This is a genomic window from Marinobacter salinexigens, assembly GCF_008370345.1.
In the GTDB taxonomy this organism is placed as follows: domain Bacteria; phylum Pseudomonadota; class Gammaproteobacteria; order Pseudomonadales; family Oleiphilaceae; genus Marinobacter; species Marinobacter salinexigens.
The window spans coordinates 58,193-76,315 of sequence record NZ_VTUU01000005.1 but is presented as its reverse complement, the minus strand read 5'-3'; the positions used below and the strand labels follow the sequence as shown (position 1 = coordinate 76,315).

Below are 18,123 nucleotides of genomic sequence, written 5' to 3'. Positions count from 1 at the left end.
TGGCGTACTAAATCACAGTGGCGTACTGAACATATCGTTCTTGATAAAAACTGGCGACCATCATCGCACGCCACGCGCGGATTGAAAATTGAAGGTTCCGATGACCTCAATAGATCAGGTTTTCAGGCGCCCCAGCTCCCGGTCCAGAACCTGTACCTGGCCGTCCAGGGATTCACCGCTCTGGCGAACCCGCTGCGCCAGCTCCCGCAGATCATTGGCCACATCGCCAATCTGGGTCAGATTGCGGTTAATTTCCTCACTGACCGAGCTCTGTTCCTCGGCGGCAGTGGCAACCTGGGTCACGTGCTCAACGATGGTGGCAATACGCTCCACCACTGTTGCCAGGGAATGATCAGCCTCCCGGGTGCCTTCCACCGCGGTCGTCGCCCGACCCACACCACTTTCAATGACATCCACGGCAACACCAACATCCCCCTTGAGACGTTCGATCATTTCGCTGATTTCATCGGTGGATTCACGGGTCTTGGAGGCCAGTGTGCGCACTTCATCCGCCACTACCGCAAACCCACGCCCCTGCTCACCGGCCCGGGCCGCCTCAATCGCGGCGTTCAACGCCAACAGATTGGTCTGCTCAGCAATACCCCGGATGACTTCCAGAATACGATTAATCTCTTCACTTCGCTGTTCGACTTCACTGATCGCGGAGCTTGCCTGCCCCATATCGCCAGCCAGAGCATCCACACCTTTGAGAGCAACGCCAAGGGTCTCCTGGGTAAAGCGAATACCATCGCTGGCCGCCCGGGCATTTTCTGCGGCTTCACCAGCGAAACCGGCTACCTCTCCGGCAGCGGCAGACATTTCGTTCATCGCGGTGACCACGCTGTCGATATCCTGGTGCTGGCGTGCGGTCTGATCATCTGTCTCCCGCGCGATCACGCCCACGTCACCCGCCTGAGCCCGAACCTGACTGTTAACGTTCTTCAGGTCATTAACCATTTCCCTCAGGCGGGCAAGGAATGCATTGAAACCTCCGGCAAGATCAATCAGTTCAGCGTGGGTATCAATTGCCAGTTCCCGGGTCAGGTCACCCTCGGCACTGGCCAGATTTCTCATCCGGTTCCGGATTTCATCCAGAGGACGGGTGACCGATCCCACCAGCAGGATCAGCAGTCCGATTGCGACAATAACAACGACTGCACCTACAAGGGTTTGTCGGGTTGCCGTCGCAGACACTTCGTCTGACAGCAGGGTTGTCATATCATTCACACTTGCAAGAGCCGCCGCCCGGGGCAATTCAATCAACAATGACCACTGGGTGCCCGGCAAGCTGACATTCACCGGATAGGACACAGCCAGGGTCTCACCGTCATCGTAACTTCCTCCCTGCTGATGCAGTTTCTGAAGCTCATCTGCGAGGTCCGGTTTGGCCTCTGCGAGCGGCCGGCCCAGCTTTTCCTGGTAATGACTGGACGCTGCAATCAGGCCTTTTTCGCTCAACAGGGTTACCCGGGACTGGCCGCTAAACAGTGCCTGACTCACCTCAGAGATCGTTGTCTGCAGGGTGGTCAGGTTGATATCGACCCCAACAACTCCGGCAAATTCACCATTGTTCACGATCGGAACCACAAGGCTGGTCATCAGCTCGGAATACCCTTCCTCAATTTCATAGTCATAGGGTTCCATCAGACAAGGCTTCAGGGTGTCCCGGGAACAGAGATACCACTCCGCTTCACGGATACCGAACTCGTTGCGCTCATCCAGATACTTGGTGGCGGGGTCATCGGTTCGGCTGAAGATCACCTTGCCCTCAGGGTCACGGTAGAAATAAATTTCCAGCGTGCCCTCATCGCTACTATGTTCTTCCACCCCGCCGGTAAAATAGCGATCCTGGCCGTCATAGGCGTCAGGTTCAAACTGGGCGTAAATCGAGCTCAGGTGAGGATGTTCCTCGAGTATATTGCCAACGGTTTCCTGCAGATCCCTCCGGCTGATGCGCCCGGAACTGCCGGCATCAATGTTACGGCTGACAATGCTGCGCACCAGCTCCGGTGTCTGGTAGGCTTTCTCAAGGAGGCCAGCGACCAGTTCGCCGTATTTGCCGGCAGTCGCACTGAGCTGTTCCATAACGATGCCCTGCACCGTTCCCCGTGCCTGGGTGGACAGCCTCTCTTCCATGGCGCTCAACGACAGCTGGGCGGTAATAACCACACTGACACCCAGAAGCAACAACAGGGAAATAACCAGAGCGTAAAGTTTGAAACGTAACGACATGCCTTTCATGGACAACCCGACCTTTTCTGAACTTCGGTTCCTAACATACTAGAGTACGGAGCGGATTTTGGCCTATCTGACGCTGTTTGCAACAGCCTTTGCCGCCGCAACCCTGTTACCGGCCTATTCGGAAATACTGCTGGGTACGCTGGCCACCCAGGGTCTTAGCCTGTTCTGGCTCTGGTTCTGGGCAACGCTGGGGAATACACTGGGATCGGTGGTGAATGGCATCATTGGCCGGCAGGTGGACAGGTTCAAGCACAAGCGCTGGTTCCCGATCAGTGAACTGCAACTGCACCGGGCTCGCAACCGGTTCAACCGATATGGTCAGTGGTCGCTGCTTCTGGGCTGGCTGCCACTGGGCGGTGACGCGCTGACACTGGTTGGTGGCATCATGCGCGTACCCTGGCTCAACTTTGTGATTCTAGTGGCGATCGGCAAAGGCCTCCGTTACGCCTTTGTGCTCTGGGTAGTGGTCGAAGCATCGGCTGCGGTCGCATCATAGAGATAACGCTTCAACAGCGGCTCGCCATTAAACTCTGAATGCAGAACCGCAATGAAGGTATAGACGCCGATCAGCTTCCGGTTCAGGAAAACAAATTCCTTGGGTGGTACCCGGAAATAGCGACTGATAGCTGACTTTGCCGCATGTCTTGCCACCCGGGAAGGCAAGTCACTCTGTTTCCAGCGATACTGACCCTCACCATTGACCGCGTAGTCCGGCCATTGCCCCTGATCCTTCGCCAACGGCTCCAGCACCGACATGCAAACACTGCCAAATTTCTCCAGTACTTCCTTCGGCCAATCGAGATTCATGAACTTCAGTTTCACACCGCCATCGATCACCCCATCCAGATCCTTTTCGTAGCTGGCCCGGATCATTTGTCTGACCGGTGTAAGAAACTCGTCGGCATAGGCCTGAACAGCACCAAAATCCAGCAGTACAATGCGGTCATAGCCGGGGTCTTCTCCGGCCTCGCCAGCAATACGAATCCGGTAGTTACCGAAGTTCGGGTCGGTCTGAATTTCTCCCCAGACGAACAGCTCCCTGAAAAACAGCTCCAGAGCCGCTTCACCCAAGGCACTGCGGCGCTGCAATGGCAGATCATGGACAACCGGGGCGCCAACAGAGTGCCCATGTTCGTAGGTCGAGGCGATCACGTGAGCGGTTGAGTATTCAGGAAGTACCCGGGGCACAATAAACCGGGGATCATCCGCCAGCATGCTACGGAATTTTTCAGTCGTTCGGGCTTCCAGACGATAATCCACCTCGCGATGCATCATCTCTCGAACTTCTTCCAACCAGTCATTGAATTCGGGCCCGAAATTGACGAGCCGGGCAACCTTGAGCAACTGGGCGACGGCGTTCAGATCACTGTCGACTGCATCTGCCACGCCGGGATACTGAACCTTTAACACAAGCTCCAGCCCATCACTGTGCCGCACGGCACGATGCACCTGCCCCAGAGACGCGGCCCCCAGAGGTTCAGGGTCTACCTCCAGTTCCCGCAAACGGGCATCGCCCAACTCAGCTTTCAGCACCCGCTCGATCGCCGCCCATTCCAGTGACGTAGTCTGGTCTTCGAGAGTATGCAAAGCCTCGGTTACTTCATCGGGCAGGAAATGTTCGCCATAAAGCGCCATCACCTGGCCAATCTTGACGACGCTTCCCTTGAGTTTCCCGAGTTCATCCACCAGGAAACGGGCCTGGTTGGACAACATCGCTCGATGTCGCTGCTCCCGTTTCTCCTTGCTTGAGAACCAATTCGTAGCCATATGAGAAGCCATACGGCCGCCGGCAAAAAGGCCTGCACGAGTCAGGCTTAGCCGTCGTTCGAAACTGCCAGTCTTGATGCGGGAAACGGTATTACCGGATCGTCTGGAAGACATGAAAGACCTGTCGAATGCAAAAGAATTTAGCGCCAGCGGCTGCCACAACTATTATACGGATACTCTAACGGCCTAACCTCACCGTTTCGACCCGCATTTTCCGGCCTCGGGGCCAATGCGCCATCCGTCAGGACGAGTTAAACGTTACAACGCTCCCGGTGACACTTGAAGACAGTGTATGACCAAAAGCACAATTTAGAATTGACCACCAACAAAAACAAATACATACAGAACTCTCAAGACGACATCATGCGCAATAGCATTGAGAAAACGCCGGACACTCAACTCTCTCAGTTCAGGGTCAGAGGCGAGATTCCGGTTCCCGTCCTGATCAACTGGTTAACGATCTTTGCCGTTCCGTTGCTGGTCTTCTTCGCCTGGCGCTCAGACTCCCATAGTCATGACCCGAACACGCCAGCATTTTTGCTCGTCTTTGCGGTGTTACTGGGTACTAACGGCCTGATCTACCGAATCGGCGGCAGCAAGACTCTGCAGAGGCGGGGATTTATCACTGTCATCACCCTGCTGTTTACCTATCTCGCCACGCACGCGGTCGAAGACGGCTCTGCCATTCTCTGGCTCTTTGCCTACCCACCTATCGTGTTTTACATCAGCCAATCCAGGGTTGGCGTTACCGCCTGCGCAGGCGGGCTGACTGGTGTGATCGTTTTGTTTAGCCCTTTGGGCGATCTGATCTTTGAGACACCCTACACAACCAGTTTCCGGCTATCTATGATCATCGCCCTGGCCTTCGAGATGATGACCTGCTACATCCTCGATCAAAGCAGAAGGCGCAGTAAACTGGGATTACTGAGGCTGGCTGCGGACTTCGAACACGCAGCCAAACATGATGCGCTGACCGGGCTGGCCAACCGGCGGGAAGGGCTGGAGCAACTGGAAGGTGAGCAGGAACGGTACAGCCGGAACAAACGGCCTTTCTCGGTGCTGCTGATGGACATTGATTTGTTCAAACAGGTCAACGATACCTACGGGCACCACGTAGGTGACAAACTGATTATTCTCGTGGCACGCATTCTGCGGGAACAATGCCGCAAGGTCGACACCATTGCCCGTTGGGGCGGAGAGGAGTATCTCGTATTACTACCAGAGACCGGTGAGCAGGCGGCCACCCGGATTGCCAACCGTGTTCGCCTGGCCATCGCCGCATCAGCCATCACTCAGGAGGAAACCAGAATCCAGGCCACGATCAGTGTCGGGGTGGCGACCATCCATGGCGGTGAATCCATCGACCGGCTACTTCAACGCGCCGACGAAGCCCTGTATGCCGCAAAGAAGCAGGGCCGCAACCGAGTATGTTCCTACAATAAAACGGAATGTGTTGCCTGAGGGCTACCAGCCCTGCCGGTACTCGACACTGCCCTCGTTGCAACCCAGCTTTTCGACCAACTGGCCAACCAGGCGCCGCTCAATATCTTCCAGGGCTGCGCCAGGCACAAAATCTGTCACCTGGCTCATGGGCATCCCGGCGTAGCCGCAGGGATTGATCCGACGGAACGGTTCCATGTCCATATCGACATTCAGCGCCAGACCATGGAATGAACAACCGCGCCTGACCCGAAGCCCGAGGGAGGCGATCTTGCTCTCACCGACATAGACTCCTGGCGCATCCGGGCGGGGCGCGGCCTCGACACCCAGCTCTGCAAGGGTACCCACGATGGCCTTCTCGATCACATCCACCAGAGCCCGGATACCCAGTTTCCGACGGCTGAGATCGATCATCAGGTAAATCACGAGCTGTCCCGGACCGTGATAAGTGACCTGCCCTCCACGATCCACCTGGATGACTGGAATATCCCCCGGCGCCAGGATGTGCTCGGCCTTGCCCGCTTGCCCCTGGGTATAAACGCGGGGATGTTCCAGACACCAGAGTTCATCGCAAACGGATTCATCCCGTTCAGCGGTGAAAGATTTCATCGCTTCCCAGGTTTCCTCATAGGGCTGCTCACCCAGAGAACGAACGACCAGATCAGTCATCAGCGTTACAGCACCATGTGGACCCGGCCACTGGCTTTCAGGTCTTCAAACAGCGCTTTCAACTGTGCCTCTCCAGTTGCAACGATCTTGAGTTGTACTGATGAGAAGCGTCCTTTGGAGCTGTCAGTCACCGAGATATCCGCCTCGCAGATTCCTGGCGCGTGCTGCTCAACCACTTCCACAACGAACTCGGTGAAATCAGGGGCCGCATTACCGATGACTTTGATAATGTAGTCACAGGGAAATTCAATTTTTGGTGCTTTCGGCTCACTCATACCGTCTTACTCCCGGCGACCACCGTCACCCTTACTGAAATAGCTGGACAAAAAAGAGCTTGATAGCATCCCAGATACGTTTGAATAGCCCACCTTCAGGAATGTCTGTGAGGGCCAGTACCGGCTGATCCACAAGAACTTCACCCTTCAGGGACACTTTTACACGGCCAAGCTCATCCCCCACCTTGATGGGTGCTTTAATCACAGAATCAAGGTCCACGCTTGATTCCAGATCATTTCGGGAGCCTCTCGGGATGGTCACATACACGTCTTCGGACAGGCCTACAGACAAGTCATCAGACTGCCCGCCCCAGACACGCGCCTTGATCAACTCCTGGCCAGACCGGAACAGGCGTTCGCTCTCGTAGTAGCGAAAGCCGTAGTTCAGCATTTTCTGGACTTCCTGCGCCCGGGATTCAGAACTGCTGGTACCCATTACAACGCCGATAAAGCGGGTATCGTTGCGTTTGGCAGAAGCCACCAGGCAATATCCCGCTTCTTCGGTATGGCCAGTCTTCAGACCGTCAACACTGTCATCCCTCCACAACAGGCTGTTGCGGTTGGGCTGCCGGATATTGTTATAGGTAAAATGCTTCTCCGCGTAGATCGCATAGTTTTCCGGATAATCATTAATAATGGCCCGGGCGAGCAGGGCCAGGTCGTGGGCGGTAGAGAAGTGGTCAGGTTTGGGAAGGCCAGTGGCATTTTCGAAGTGCGTGCCCGTCATACCGAGAATCTTTGCCTGCTGGTTCATGATATCCACAAACGCACCTTCACTACCGGCGATAAACTCCGCCAGAGCCACGGACGCATCGTTTCCGGACTGGATAATCACACCTTTGAGCAAGGTTTCCACCGGGACCGAGGTACCCTCCCGGACGAATGTTCTGGAACCTTCGGTTTTCCATGCTTTGACACTGATCGGCACCATGTCAGTGAGGGAAATCCGCCCCTCATCAAGCTCACGCTCAACGATATAGGCCGTCATCATTTTAGTCAGGCTGGCCGGCGGTAAACGCTCATGGCTGTTCTCCTCCATGATCACCCGCCCGCTTTTGGGATCCATCAGCACGTAGGAGCTGCCGGCGATCTGGGGCGGAGAGGGTATCAGCACAGACTGAGCCATCGCTTTGCTGGCCAGCAGGAAAACCAGCGTGAAGATTACAGAGAGTGAGCGAAACAGGGATTTAGAGGCCATGGGTCCAATCATTCGTCGTAAGGTGTGTGACTTTCTTTATAAACAGGTTGTCAGTGTGTGTCTGTCAGCAGGATCGATTGCGAAAATCCCCGTGCCTCCAACAGACTTTGAGTACGTCTGGCACTATCTTCGTCTTCAAAAGGGCCAACCTGAACCCTGTGAAAACGGCCGGATGCAGTATCAATTGATCGCACCCGCATCGGGTTTTCCAGCACCGCCCGGGCCTCAGTCAGCAGACGCTCGGCCGGGTCCCGGCTGGAAAAGGAACCAAGCTGCACGTAAAGCGCCTGGCTGGCTCCGGTTATATCGCCACTGGCTGCCACGTCTGTATCGCTATAGGTCACGGGCTGCCCTGGCTGGAAAGGCTGACCGGCCAGTGTCATCGACCCATCCGGGCGAACGGTAATGGCAGCCACTTCCACTCTTGCCGTGCCCCGGGCCTGATAACCGAGTTTTTTGGCAGCAGCATAGGACAGATCAATCACCCGGTCACTATGGAACGGACCACGATCATTGACCCGGACAATGACCGAACGGCCGTTGTCCAGATTGGTCACCCGGGCATACCCCGGAATCCGCAGCGATTTGTGTGCAGCACTCATGGCATACATGTCGAACACTTCGCCATTGGAGGTTTTGTGGCCGTGAAATTTTTCTCCGTACCAACTCGCAGTACCACGAGCGACATAGCCATCATTACTGGGGAGAACATGATAGCTTTTGCCCCAGACCGTGTAGGGCGATTTGTTACCTGCGTTTCTCGGCGCTTCGTACACAGGGCGGGCGTCAGACAGCCCGGAAGCGTCAAAGTTTCCCTCCGGCGCACGATCCTGACTGATGGTATACCGGGAAGAATGATCAACTTCCGGTGAAGAGGCACAGCCGCCGAGCACCAGAAACGATGCCAGCAGCCAACTTGTCAGATATTTCATGTTCACTGAACGGAACACCTCTCCCTCTCTACAAAACCGGCTTGCGGATACACCACCGGAGACGTTACTCAGACCTCATGGAACCATTGTAACGGGTTCTATCCGCCAATCACCATTACCGGCAGGCCACGATTGCCTGATCAGGCACCAATCATCCGCCGGTGGGTATGAATAGACATCAATACTCCGAATGCAGCCATCAGGGTAACACTCGAGGTGCCACCATAACTGATCAGGGGAAGTGGAACTCCCACCACCGGCAACACCCCGCTAACCATGCCTACGTTCACCACAATATAGATAAAGAAGGTCATTGTCAGCGCACCCGCCAGCAGTCGGCTGAACGAGTCCTGAGCGGTTGCAGCGATGTAGAGACAACGCAGGATAATCAGGAAATACACAGTCAGCAGGATGAGCATGCCAACGAAGCCAAACTCTTCAGCCAGTACCGCCACAATGAAATCGGTATGGCTTTCCGGCAAAAATTCCAGATGCGATTGAGTGCCAAGCAGCCACCCCTTGCCATCAAAGCCCCCGGAGCCTATGGCCGTCTTACTCTGGATAATATTCCAACCGGCGCCTAATGGGTCACTCTGGGGGTCGAGCATCGTCAGTACCCGCTGCTTCTGGTAATCCCGCATAACGAAGAACCACATCATCGGCGCAGACACGGACACCATCACAGCAAACGCACTGATCAGCTTCCAGCTGATCCCGGCAAAAAAGACGACAAACAACCCGGCCAGTCCGACCAGCAATGAGGTTCCCAAATCAGGTTGTTTGATAATCATCACCATCGGCAACAACACAATCGCCAGGCCAACTGCGACATGTCGAAATCGGGGCGGCAGGTAATGTCGCGAGAGATACCAGGCGGCCATCATGGGGACAACCAGCTTCATCAGCTCGGAAGGCTGGAAACGAGGGAGCCCGGGAAGCGCCAGCCAGCGTTGAGCCCCCTTTGCTCCAACGCCGACAAGCAACACGGCCAGCAGAGCAACCAAACCAACGGAATACAGCCAGGGAGCCCAACGCCGGAACACCCCCGGGTCGAACTGTGCAAAAACAAACATCACAATAAAGGCAACGCCCAGCCTGATGCCCTGGGCCTTGACGACTTCAATATTACGATCAGCACCACTGTAAAGGACAAAAAGGCCACCGGAGACAAGAGCCAGCAGTAGAAACAGCAGGATCGGATCGAGATGAAGTGTCGCCCAGATACCTTTCTGACGCCCCAATGGGTGCCCTGCAGACGAGCCCAGGATTTCTCCTAACGCCATCAGTTCTGCCCCCCGTCACCATCAACCTGCCCTACCACTTTACCCTGGTCCTCTTTGGGAAATTCCAGAAGCCAGGCGTCAAACAGAGCCCGCGCTACCGGTGCCGCGGTACTGCTTCCACCGCCGCCGTTTTCAACGATGACAGCAACGGCGATCTGAGGTTTATCCACTGGCGCAAATCCGACAAACAACGCATGATCGCGCAAGCGTTCTCTGACCTCTTCAGCGTCATACTCTTCGTCTTCCGCCAGGCTGAACACCTGCGCAGTGCCAGTTTTCCCGGCCATCCGGTAGGGCGCATCGGCGCCAGCCCGGCGTGCGGTGCCGTGGCGCCCGTGCATAACCTCGGCCATGGTATCGACAACGAATTCCCAATCACTCGGGTCTTTCAGCTTCAAAGGCTCGTGACTCTCGCCAGGTAAGTACTCTTTTACCGGAGTATCGCCATCAATATCCTTCAACAGACGGGGCTCAACCCATGTTCCGCGGTTGGCAATGAGCGATGTAGCCGTCGCCAGCTGTAAAGGTGTTGCCAGCATAAATCCCTGGCCGATCCCCAGATTGACAGAGTCACCGGGATACCAGGGTTCGTTGCGCATAGCCTGTTTCCAGTCTCTCGATGGGAGCAGGCCGTCAAGCGCACCGGACACGTCCAGAGCCGCGTCCTCACCGAAGCCGAAGCGAGACAGGTAGTCGTACATGGTGTCGACCCCCATTTTCACCGCAGCCTCGTAGAAATACACGTCGCAGGACTGTGCCATCGCACTTTTCAGATCAACCCAGCCATGACCACCCCGCTTCCAGTCACGGTAGCGCCGCCCCGCATCGTTAAGCTGGAAATATCCCGGATCCCAGACTGTGTGATCCCTGGTCGTTGCCCCACTATCCAGAGCGGCTATGGCAAGCATCGGTTTCAGGGTTGACCCGGGCGGGTACTGTCCCCGCAACGCCCTGTTGAACAACGGCTTATCCCGGCTCTCACTGAGTTCCCGATAGTCTTTTACACTGATGCCGGTAACAAACTTGTTGCTATCGAACCCGGGGACGCTGGCCAGAGCAAGAATACCGCCGGTGGATGGCTCAATGGCCACAATGGCCCCCCGGCGTCCATCAAGGAGCTCATAGGCCCGTTGCTGCAGGCGGAGGTCCAGATGCAGCTGCAGATCCTCACCTGGCACGGGATTTTCACGCTCCAGAACCCGCAAGGTTCTGCCCCGGGCATTGGTTTCCACGTGCTGGTAACCTACTTTCCCGTGCAGTACATCTTCGTAGAAACGCTCGATTCCGGACTTGCCAATGTAGTTGGTGCCGGCATAGTTCACCGGATCAATCCTCTGCAGCTCATCACGGTTGATTCGCCCGACAAATCCGAGGGCATGGGCTGTGAGGTCACTGTGGGGATAATATCGAACCAGTTCAGCCTTCACTTCCACGCCCGGTAGCTCATGGCGATGCACGGCAAGCCGGGCAATTTCTTCTTCATTCAGATCGTAACGAAGCGGGATTTCCTGGTAGGGCCTCCGGGGTTCCCGTAAACGCCTCTGAAAACGGTCCAGGTCTTCCTCAGAAACATCAAGAATCCCCCCCAGGGCATCCAGGGTCTGCTCCATTCCTTCAACCCGTTCCGGGACGAGCGTTACGCTGAATACAGGCCTGTTTTCAGCAAGCAGCAAATGATTTCGATCGTAGACCAGGCCACGGGGCGGAGGAACGGACTGAACCTGAACCCGGTTTTTATCTGACAGCGTGGTGTAGATTTCGTGTTCGACGATCTGCAGCTGATACATCCGGGCAATCAGACCGCCCAGGAGCAGCATGACGAAGGCCAGCATAACCGAGGCCCGGCGCTGGAACAGCCGTCGCTCAGCTGCGGTGTTTTTGAATTCACCCCACGGCATATTCGCTTCCTATGCCCGGTGGTACGGGTGATTGCGGGTAATAGACCACGCCCGATAGAGCTGCTCGGCGAGAAGGATGCGCACCAGGGGATGCGGCAGGGTCAACGGTGAGAGCGACCATTGCTGGTCGGCCCTCTGACGACAGGCATCCGCGAGTCCATCCGGCCCACCCACCAGAAAGCAGACATCACGACCATCGAGCTGCCAGTTCTCCAGTTGGCCGGCCAGTTTTTCCGTCGACCAGGGGCGACCGCCCACTTCCAGAGCGACCACACGGTCTTTCGGACCGGTCGCCGCAAGGATGGCATCGCTTTCACGCTGCATCAGTCTGGGAATGTCCGGGTTCTTGCCCCGGTGTGCCATGGGAATTTCCACCAGCTCCACAGGCAGCTCTGGCGGCATACGACGAGCGTACTCGTTATACCCGGCACTGACCCAGTCGGGCATTTTCTGCCCCACGCAGATCAGACGAAGCCGCATGATTATTCGCTGCCTGCGGCACCAAGATCCGGTGCATCGCGCCAAAAGCGCTCCAGATCGTAGAACTCCCGTGTAGCGGGCATCATGACATGGACAACCACATCACCGAGATCCACCAGTATCCAGTCGCTGGCAGCACCGCCTTCGACATTACTCGCACGAACGCCCTGCTCCTTGGCATCGGTTACCACGGAATCCGCAAGGGACTTGACGTGACGATTGGACGTTCCAGATGCGAGAACCATGAAGTCGGTCACACTGGTGCGGTCGCGAACATCAATGACGCTGATATCCTGTGCTTTGACGTCTTCGAGTGCGTTGACGACCAGTTCTTTCAGTTGCTCTGCCTGCATAATCACCCTGTTAGACGGGCATCGGCCTGGGTGGCCGCCCGAAAAGTCATATTCGGGGGCAATTGTATCATTAAAAGTTGTCGTCAGGGCAGGCACCGTAGAGTCCCATTCTACGAATCTCGTCCCAGACCGGGTCCGGAATCAGATATCGGGGCGACCGGCCCTCTCCGATACGTTCACGAATGCCCGTGGCAGATATGTCCAGAAGCGGAGGATCCAGCTCCAGGATCAGACCACCGGGTTTCCCATACAACGCCGAAACATCTTCCGCAGCCCGCTCCGCAAGCAGCCTGGCTGGTTTGCCCGAAGGGTCCAGCGGCGGCCCGGGGCGACGCACCACTACAATATGGGCTAACCCGGGAATCTGTTGCCAGTCCCGCCAGCGATCAAAGCCTGCGAATGCATCCGTTCCCACGACCATGACCAAAGGTTCATCTTCACCGACTTCGCGACGCAACTGACGCAAGGTATCCGCCGTATAAGACGCACCTGCACGATCCAGCTCCCGGCTATCGATGGCCAGCTGCGACTCACCTGCAATTGCCAGTTCCAGCAACCGGAGCCGCTGGGCCGAACTTGCGCCCGTTTCACCCCGGTGTGGCGGTATATGACAGGGCACCAGATGAATGCGCGGCACCCCGAGCCGGTCACTCAGCTCCAACGCCAGCCTCAAATGGCCATGATGTATCGGATCAAAGGTACCGCCATAAATAACATGCATCGTCAGGTCAGGCCCGGATATGGCCGTCGCCGAACACCACATACTTCTGGGATGTCAGTCCTTCCAGGCCGACCGGCCCCCGGGCGTGGATCTTATCGGTGGAAATGCCGATTTCGGCGCCCAATCCATATTCGAAGCCATCCGCAAAGCGTGTTGACGCATTGATCATCACGGAGCTGGAGTCCACTTCAGTCAGGAAACGGCGGGCACGGGTGTAATTCTCAGTGATGATGCTGTCCGTGTGCTGCGAGCTGTAGCGATTGATATGCTCTATAGCGCCATCAAGACCATCCACAACCCGCACGGCAAGAATCGGCGCAAGGTATTCCGCTTCCCAATCCAGTTCCGTCGCTTCTCTGGCATCGATGATCGCCCGGGTGAGCTCACACCCGCGCAGCTCAACACCCTTCTCCGCAAAGGCCGATGCCATCAGCGGCAGGATATCCTCCGCGATTTCCCGGTCGACCAGCAACGTCTCCATGGTGTTACAGGTTCCGTACCGATGGGTCTTGGCGTTGACGGCTACTCTCAGAGCCTTTTCAGGATCGGCATGGCTGTCGACATACACGTGACACACACCGTCGAGGTGCTTGATAACCGGAACCCGGGCATCGTTGCTGATGCGCTCAATCAACCCCTTGCCTCCGCGGGGGACAATGACATCCACATACTTCGGCATGGTTATCAGCTCACCCACGGCTGCTCTGTCAATAGTTTTGACCACCTGCACAGCTGTCTCCGGCAAACCGGCTTCCGCAAGACCCCAAGCGATACAGCGGGCAATCGCCTGATTGGAATGAATGGATTCAGAGCCACCACGCAGGATGGTCGCATTGCCAGACTTCAGACACAGGCTGGCAGCTTCCACGGTCACATTCGGACGGGACTCGTAGATAATGCCGATAACGCCGAGCGGAACCCTCATCTTGCCGACCTGGATACCGGACGGCCTATAGGTCATATCGGTGATTTCACCAATCGGATCCGGCAGCGAAGCCACCTGGCGCAAACCCTCGATCATGGTATCGATGCGCTGCGAGGTCAGTCCCAGGCGATCCAGCATGGCTGCATCCAGACCATTTTCACGCCCCTGGTCCAGGTCCTTGCGATTTGCTTCAGCAAGTTCATCCCGAGCCTTGTCCAATGCCTCTGCCGTTGCCAGCAGCGCTTTGTTACGGACCGCGGTGGTAGAGCGTGCCACCAGTGTTGCCGCTGCCCGCGCCTGCTGCCCGACCTCGGACATATAAGCTGCAATATCCATCCAGTTACCTTCGTGTCTTCGAATAGAATTCGTAAATAAGGGGCTAACTTTACCTTTCCCGTTTCAAGTACGCATCCCAAACGGATATTATACCGCTGCGATGTGCCATAGTTAGGGAAAGAAAAAAGGACGGACACCATGGCCCGACTGGCCGATAAATTCCTGTTAAGCCGATTGTCTCGCTCCGGTTTCGTCGTGCTTATTGCCGTCGCAACCTTAAACGCACTGCTGGGCGAGCCCCTGGCCGCAGCCATCGCTGCCGCGGCGGCCGGCATTGTCGTATCCGGCCGGACCTTCCACGCAAACCGTGAAAAGAATCCGTGGCCACGGATACAGCAACTGTTTTTTCTGGCGCTGCTCCTGCTTCTGTTAACCAGTTTCTGGACCGGCCCATGGGCGCTTACCCATTGGCTCTACGTCATCCCGTTAGTCGCCTTTGCTCTCGTGCCTCGCGCCATCGCCACCACAATCACCGTTGTGATGGTGGTACTGGCGACCATCGCGGTCCAGTGGGCCACCGGCCTGGCAGACCGACACCAGATGCTCAGCGCCTTGCTGTTAACGGTTCTGCTGTCGGTCGTTCTGATTTTTCTGAGAGAGTACAAATCCCGACAACTCGCACCTTTACGGCGAACCGATGAACTGACCCAGGCCGCCAGCCGGGAATACCTGTCTGCCGACCTGCACAAGGAAATCCAGCGCAGTGAACGAGAAGGTACGGACATGTCGATCATTATGATCGGGCTCGACACACACTTGAGCGACAACGACCCGGACGCCGATATCCGTTCCATATTGCCCCGCATCGGACGTTATCTGCACTCCCAGATACGTGACTTCGACACCTACTACCGGGTAGCTGATCTGCAGTTTCTCGTTATCCTTCCCGGCATCACAACCAGTGACGCGGTGAACCGCGCCGAAATCATTCGCAAAGGCCTTGGCACATTGATGGATTCCCACGGCATGGCCCTGACGGTCAGCACCGGTATCGCCGGGCTGAATATCGGGGACGATGCACACAGCCTTCAGCAAAGTGCTGCCAACGCTCTCCGGCGAGCCCAACAACAGGGCGGGAACCGCAGCCAGGCCTACAGCGCCTGGAATCAGGCAGCCTCCAACCATCAAACCCCGGCTGAAGGGCCTGCATCATGACTGAAACCCGGCTCCGAACCTGGACTCATAGTGCGGCCTACGGCCTCGCCACGCTGTTCATTGCCGCATTAGCCCTGCAAAACCTCCGCTATGGTTTCTACCAACTGTTTTACCTGGCATCCGGAATGGCGGCGCTGACCTTTGCGGGCAATATCTATACGTTTATCTGTCGCAGGCACCAACTATCCGCCCCCGGCCACCTGATCATCCTGACGGGCCTGAACAGTGGCCTGATCGCGGCGATGTTTACACTGGACAGCCCTGGCATCACGCACTGGATCATGCCATTGCTGGTCCTCAACCTGCTTATCCTGCCGCTCCGACAGGGGGTCGCTCTGTCATTGCTACTGCTCTTGCCCGCATCAGCACTGATCATCAGCGAACAACCGTACGCACATGCCACAATCATTATTCCCGGATTGCTGCTGTTACTGGCAGCAGCCTCTCTCTATGCCTGGCACTATGACAATATGGCCCAGTCAGCCGAGGACCTCGCCATTACGGACCCTGTGACGGGTGCGCACAATGCGCGGTTTCTCGATGAAACCCTGCAAAAAGAAATCAGCCGGGCAATCGCCACCGGCCACCCTCTGGCGGTCATCAATATCGGTATTGACTACGCCGACCAGGCTATCGACCTGCACGGCAAAGCGGGCTTGCAAACCCTCTTCCGCTCAATCACGGAGCACCTGTTCGGCGTTATACGGGCCGGCGACACCTTGTATACCATCAACGACTCTGAATTTTTCCTGATCCTCCCGTTCACCCCGGAAGAAGGTGTCCGGGTCATTGCCGAACGTATACGCCGCACCATTTCGGAACAGAACTGGCCAGTTACCGGAAAAACAACCGTCAGCCTGGGATGCACCAGCAGAGGCTCCGGCGATACCCGCACAGACAACCTCAGGAAGAGAGCCCACAAAGCACTCGAAGATGCTCAGCGCAAAGGAGCTGATTCTGTCTGGTTCAGCCCGGGAGAATCCATCTCAGCATGAGCGCGGGCTGGCTGACGGATCTTTCCATCTGGCTGAGCGCACACCCGGGATGGCTGGCACTGGCCCTGTTTGCAACCGCCTTTACCGAGTCACTGGCCATTGCCGGTGTTATCGTCCCCGGCGTTGCTATCCTGTTTGCGGTTGCCGCGCTGGCCGGCCAGATTGGTATGCCCCTGTTCGAAGCATTGCTCTGGACCGGCCTGGGCGCCATCGCGGGGGACGGACTCAGCTTCGCCCTTGGGCGGAAATTGCAGGGACGCCTGAACAGCGTCTGGCCATTAAGCCGCTATCCCGCACTGCTCGACAAGGGCGAAGCATTCTTCCAGAAACATGGGGGAAAAAGCGTCGTTCTGGGGCGATTTATCGGCCCCATCCGCCCTGTCATTCCATTGGTTGCCGGCGCCCTTTTGATGCCATGGCGGCGTTTCCTGACATTCAATATCCTGTCCGCTGTCGGCTGGGCGCCAACGTATATCCTGCCGGGTTTCTTCGTCGGCAGTGCCCTGGCAGCGGATATTCACCCGCCAGCTCATTTTTATCCGGTCATTGCTATCAGCCTGCTGGTGCTCCTCGCGGTCTACCTGCTCCTGTTCCGGATTCAGCTGGGCCTGGGCGAAGGTGGCCGAACTTACACCTGGGTAAAAAAACGCATGGCGAAATACGACGCTACCCACCGTTTCTGGAGAATCTACAGCAACAGCCGTCCCGCCCGGGACGGCGAATTCCCACTCGCGTCGTTCATGCTGGCACTGGGCTCAATCGGTCTGTTTCTTATCTGGGGGCAGCTGGCGAATTTCACCAATCTGCTGGAGCCCTTCAACGAACTGAGCCTGACCTGGTTTGCACAGTTACGACAACCCCTGCTTGACGGCCCCGCCCTGCTTTTCACATTGCTGGGAGACCCTCCGGTATTGTTAGCAGCCGCCGGGCTTGCGGCACTGGCACTGGGGTTCAGAGGCTATTACGCAGCTTCAGCCCACATACTGGCAGCATCCATCCTGACTATGGGGCTTGTCTGGTTACTGAAAATGGGACTGAGCGTGCCTCGACCGGATGAAGTCATAAAACCGCCGTCATCAGGGGCATTCCCTAGCGGCCATACCGCAGGCATAACGGTACTGGTGACACTACTCGCCAGCTTTGTGGCCGGGGAGACCCACAACAGGAAGCGCTGGCAGGCCTATGTTCTGTTTTCACTACCGCTGCTACCCGTTGCCATCAGCCGGCTGTATCTCGGGGTACACTGGTTTACGGATGTTGTTGGCGGGGTATTGCTGGGACTGGCTGTCACTGGTGCAATCCGGGCCAGCTACAGCCGTTTTGATCGGGTTCCCATGGTCGTGGATGCGAGCACAATTGGTGCCGGCCTGCTCTGGCTGCTATTTACCGTGGGCTATGTGTACACGCGCTGGCCGACAGCCATCGCCAGCTATCAGGTTGCATGAGTTGCCGAAA

Annotated in this window: 17 protein-coding genes; 5 read left to right on the top strand and 12 right to left on the bottom strand. The window is 56.7% G+C overall.

The window, feature by feature from the left end; genetic code table 11:
* Positions 1 to 114 precede the first annotated feature (114 nt).
* Positions 115 to 2,232 carry a methyl-accepting chemotaxis protein gene (locus FWJ25_RS11775; RefSeq protein WP_246166792.1) on the bottom strand — a complete coding sequence of 706 codons (2,118 nt, stop codon included), beginning with the start codon at positions 2,230 to 2,232 and terminating at the stop codon, positions 115 to 117.
* Between the two features lie 67 nt (positions 2,233 to 2,299).
* Between FWJ25_RS11775 and FWJ25_RS11770 the strand changes: the two genes are divergently transcribed.
* Entirely contained in the window at positions 2,300 to 2,737 is a 438-nt protein-coding gene (locus FWJ25_RS11770; protein WP_149600490.1) for a YqaA family protein, read from the top strand.
* On the opposite strand, the gene FWJ25_RS11765 is transcribed toward FWJ25_RS11770, so the two are convergent.
* The gene (locus FWJ25_RS11765; RefSeq protein WP_149600489.1) at positions 2,683 to 4,122 is read right to left on the bottom strand and encodes an ABC1 kinase family protein; all 1,440 of its coding nucleotides are present in this window, start codon (positions 4,120 to 4,122) and stop codon (positions 2,683 to 2,685) included. The genes FWJ25_RS11770 and FWJ25_RS11765 overlap by 55 nt on opposite strands.
* Positions 4,123 to 4,371: 249 nt before the next feature.
* On the opposite strand from FWJ25_RS11765, the gene FWJ25_RS11760 reads away from it, so the two are divergent.
* Positions 4,372 to 5,469 carry a GGDEF domain-containing protein gene (locus tag FWJ25_RS11760; protein WP_149600488.1) on the top strand — a complete coding sequence of 366 codons (1,098 nt, stop codon included), beginning with the start codon at positions 4,372 to 4,374 and terminating at the stop codon, positions 5,467 to 5,469.
* Between the two features lie 3 nt (positions 5,470 to 5,472).
* Here FWJ25_RS11760 and lipB read toward each other — a convergent pair whose 3' ends face one another.
* From lipB to FWJ25_RS11710, 10 genes are all read right to left on the bottom strand, one after another.
* The gene (gene lipB, locus FWJ25_RS11755; protein WP_149600487.1) at positions 5,473 to 6,117 is read right to left on the bottom strand and encodes a lipoyl(octanoyl) transferase LipB; all 645 of its coding nucleotides are present in this window, start codon (positions 6,115 to 6,117) and stop codon (positions 5,473 to 5,475) included.
* A gap of 5 nt (positions 6,118 to 6,122) precedes the next feature.
* Positions 6,123 to 6,392 carry an HP0495 family protein gene (locus FWJ25_RS11750; RefSeq protein ID WP_149600486.1) on the bottom strand — a complete coding sequence of 90 codons (270 nt, stop codon included), beginning with the start codon at positions 6,390 to 6,392 and terminating at the stop codon, positions 6,123 to 6,125.
* A 31-nt stretch (positions 6,393 to 6,423) separates the two neighbouring features.
* The gene (locus FWJ25_RS11745) at positions 6,424 to 7,590 is read right to left on the bottom strand and encodes a D-alanyl-D-alanine carboxypeptidase family protein (RefSeq protein ID WP_149600485.1); all 1,167 of its coding nucleotides are present in this window, start codon (positions 7,588 to 7,590) and stop codon (positions 6,424 to 6,426) included.
* Positions 7,591 to 7,640: 50 nt separating this feature from the next.
* Positions 7,641 to 8,522: a septal ring lytic transglycosylase RlpA family protein gene (locus FWJ25_RS11740; protein WP_149600651.1), complete on the bottom strand. Its 882-nt coding sequence runs from the start codon at positions 8,520 to 8,522 to the stop codon at positions 7,641 to 7,643.
* A 140-nt stretch (positions 8,523 to 8,662) separates the two neighbouring features.
* The gene (gene rodA, locus FWJ25_RS11735; protein ID WP_149600484.1) at positions 8,663 to 9,805 is read right to left on the bottom strand and encodes a rod shape-determining protein RodA; all 1,143 of its coding nucleotides are present in this window, start codon (positions 9,803 to 9,805) and stop codon (positions 8,663 to 8,665) included.
* Positions 9,805 to 11,703 (bottom strand): penicillin-binding protein 2, encoded by a 1,899-nt coding sequence (mrdA, locus tag FWJ25_RS11730; protein ID WP_149600483.1) that lies wholly within the window; start codon positions 11,701 to 11,703, stop codon positions 9,805 to 9,807. The genes rodA and mrdA overlap by 1 nt, the downstream gene beginning before the upstream one ends.
* Positions 11,704 to 11,712: 9 nt before the next feature.
* Positions 11,713 to 12,183 (bottom strand): 23S rRNA (pseudouridine(1915)-N(3))-methyltransferase RlmH, encoded by a 471-nt coding sequence (rlmH, locus tag FWJ25_RS11725; protein ID WP_149600482.1) that lies wholly within the window; start codon positions 12,181 to 12,183, stop codon positions 11,713 to 11,715.
* Positions 12,184 to 12,185: 2 nt separating this feature from the next.
* Entirely contained in the window at positions 12,186 to 12,536 is a 351-nt protein-coding gene (gene rsfS, locus FWJ25_RS11720; RefSeq protein WP_149600481.1) for a ribosome silencing factor, read from the bottom strand.
* Between the two features lie 70 nt (positions 12,537 to 12,606).
* The gene (nadD, locus tag FWJ25_RS11715) at positions 12,607 to 13,257 is read right to left on the bottom strand and encodes a nicotinate-nucleotide adenylyltransferase (RefSeq protein WP_149600480.1); all 651 of its coding nucleotides are present in this window, start codon (positions 13,255 to 13,257) and stop codon (positions 12,607 to 12,609) included.
* A 7-nt stretch (positions 13,258 to 13,264) separates the two neighbouring features.
* Positions 13,265 to 14,518, bottom strand: a complete 1,254-nt coding sequence (locus tag FWJ25_RS11710) for a glutamate-5-semialdehyde dehydrogenase (RefSeq protein WP_149600479.1) — start codon at positions 14,516 to 14,518, stop codon at positions 13,265 to 13,267.
* 138 nt (positions 14,519 to 14,656) lie between these two features.
* Between FWJ25_RS11710 and FWJ25_RS11705 the strand changes: the two genes are divergently transcribed.
* From FWJ25_RS11705 to FWJ25_RS11695, 3 genes are read left to right on the top strand one after another with little or no spacing between them, the layout of a single operon-like run.
* Positions 14,657 to 15,673: a GGDEF domain-containing protein gene (locus FWJ25_RS11705; RefSeq protein ID WP_149600478.1), complete on the top strand. Its 1,017-nt coding sequence runs from the start codon at positions 14,657 to 14,659 to the stop codon at positions 15,671 to 15,673.
* A complete protein-coding gene (locus tag FWJ25_RS11700; protein WP_149600477.1) occupies positions 15,670 to 16,668 on the top strand; it encodes a GGDEF domain-containing protein in 999 nt (332 codons plus the stop codon). The genes FWJ25_RS11705 and FWJ25_RS11700 overlap by 4 nt, the downstream gene beginning before the upstream one ends.
* Complete coding sequence (locus FWJ25_RS11695; protein ID WP_149600476.1) at positions 16,665 to 18,113, top strand: bifunctional DedA family/phosphatase PAP2 family protein; 1,449 nt, start codon at positions 16,665 to 16,667, stop codon at positions 18,111 to 18,113. The genes FWJ25_RS11700 and FWJ25_RS11695 overlap by 4 nt, the downstream gene beginning before the upstream one ends.
* Positions 18,114 to 18,123 lie beyond the last annotated feature (10 nt).

Coding starts and splice junctions, on each gene's coding strand:
- FWJ25_RS11775 (WP_246166792.1), bottom strand. CDS start 2,232: ATGTCGTTACGTTTCAAACTTTACGCTCTGGTTATTTCCCTGTTGTTG.
- FWJ25_RS11765 (WP_149600489.1), bottom strand. CDS start 4,122: ATGTCTTCCAGACGATCCGGTAATACCGTTTCCCGCATCAAGACTGGC.
- FWJ25_RS11760 (WP_149600488.1), top strand. CDS start 4,372: ATGCGCAATAGCATTGAGAAAACGCCGGACACTCAACTCTCTCAGTTC.
- lipB (WP_149600487.1), bottom strand. CDS start 6,117: ATGACTGATCTGGTCGTTCGTTCTCTGGGTGAGCAGCCCTATGAGGAA.
- FWJ25_RS11750 (WP_149600486.1), bottom strand. CDS start 6,392: ATGAGTGAGCCGAAAGCACCAAAAATTGAATTTCCCTGTGACTACATT.
- FWJ25_RS11745 (WP_149600485.1), bottom strand. CDS start 7,590: ATGGCCTCTAAATCCCTGTTTCGCTCACTCTCTGTAATCTTCACGCTG.
- FWJ25_RS11740 (WP_149600651.1), bottom strand. CDS start 8,522: ATGAAATATCTGACAAGTTGGCTGCTGGCATCGTTTCTGGTGCTCGGC.
- rodA (WP_149600484.1), bottom strand. CDS start 9,805: ATGGCGTTAGGAGAAATCCTGGGCTCGTCTGCAGGGCACCCATTGGGG.
- mrdA (WP_149600483.1), bottom strand. CDS start 11,703: ATGCCGTGGGGTGAATTCAAAAACACCGCAGCTGAGCGACGGCTGTTC.
- rlmH (WP_149600482.1), bottom strand. CDS start 12,183: ATGCGGCTTCGTCTGATCTGCGTGGGGCAGAAAATGCCCGACTGGGTC.
- rsfS (WP_149600481.1), bottom strand. CDS start 12,536: ATGCAGGCAGAGCAACTGAAAGAACTGGTCGTCAACGCACTCGAAGAC.
- nadD (WP_149600480.1), bottom strand. CDS start 13,257: ATGCATGTTATTTATGGCGGTACCTTTGATCCGATACATCATGGCCAT.
- FWJ25_RS11710 (WP_149600479.1), bottom strand. CDS start 14,518: ATGGATATTGCAGCTTATATGTCCGAGGTCGGGCAGCAGGCGCGGGCA.
- FWJ25_RS11705 (WP_149600478.1), top strand. CDS start 14,657: ATGGCCCGACTGGCCGATAAATTCCTGTTAAGCCGATTGTCTCGCTCC.
- FWJ25_RS11700 (WP_149600477.1), top strand. CDS start 15,670: ATGACTGAAACCCGGCTCCGAACCTGGACTCATAGTGCGGCCTACGGC.
- FWJ25_RS11695 (WP_149600476.1), top strand. CDS start 16,665: ATGAGCGCGGGCTGGCTGACGGATCTTTCCATCTGGCTGAGCGCACAC.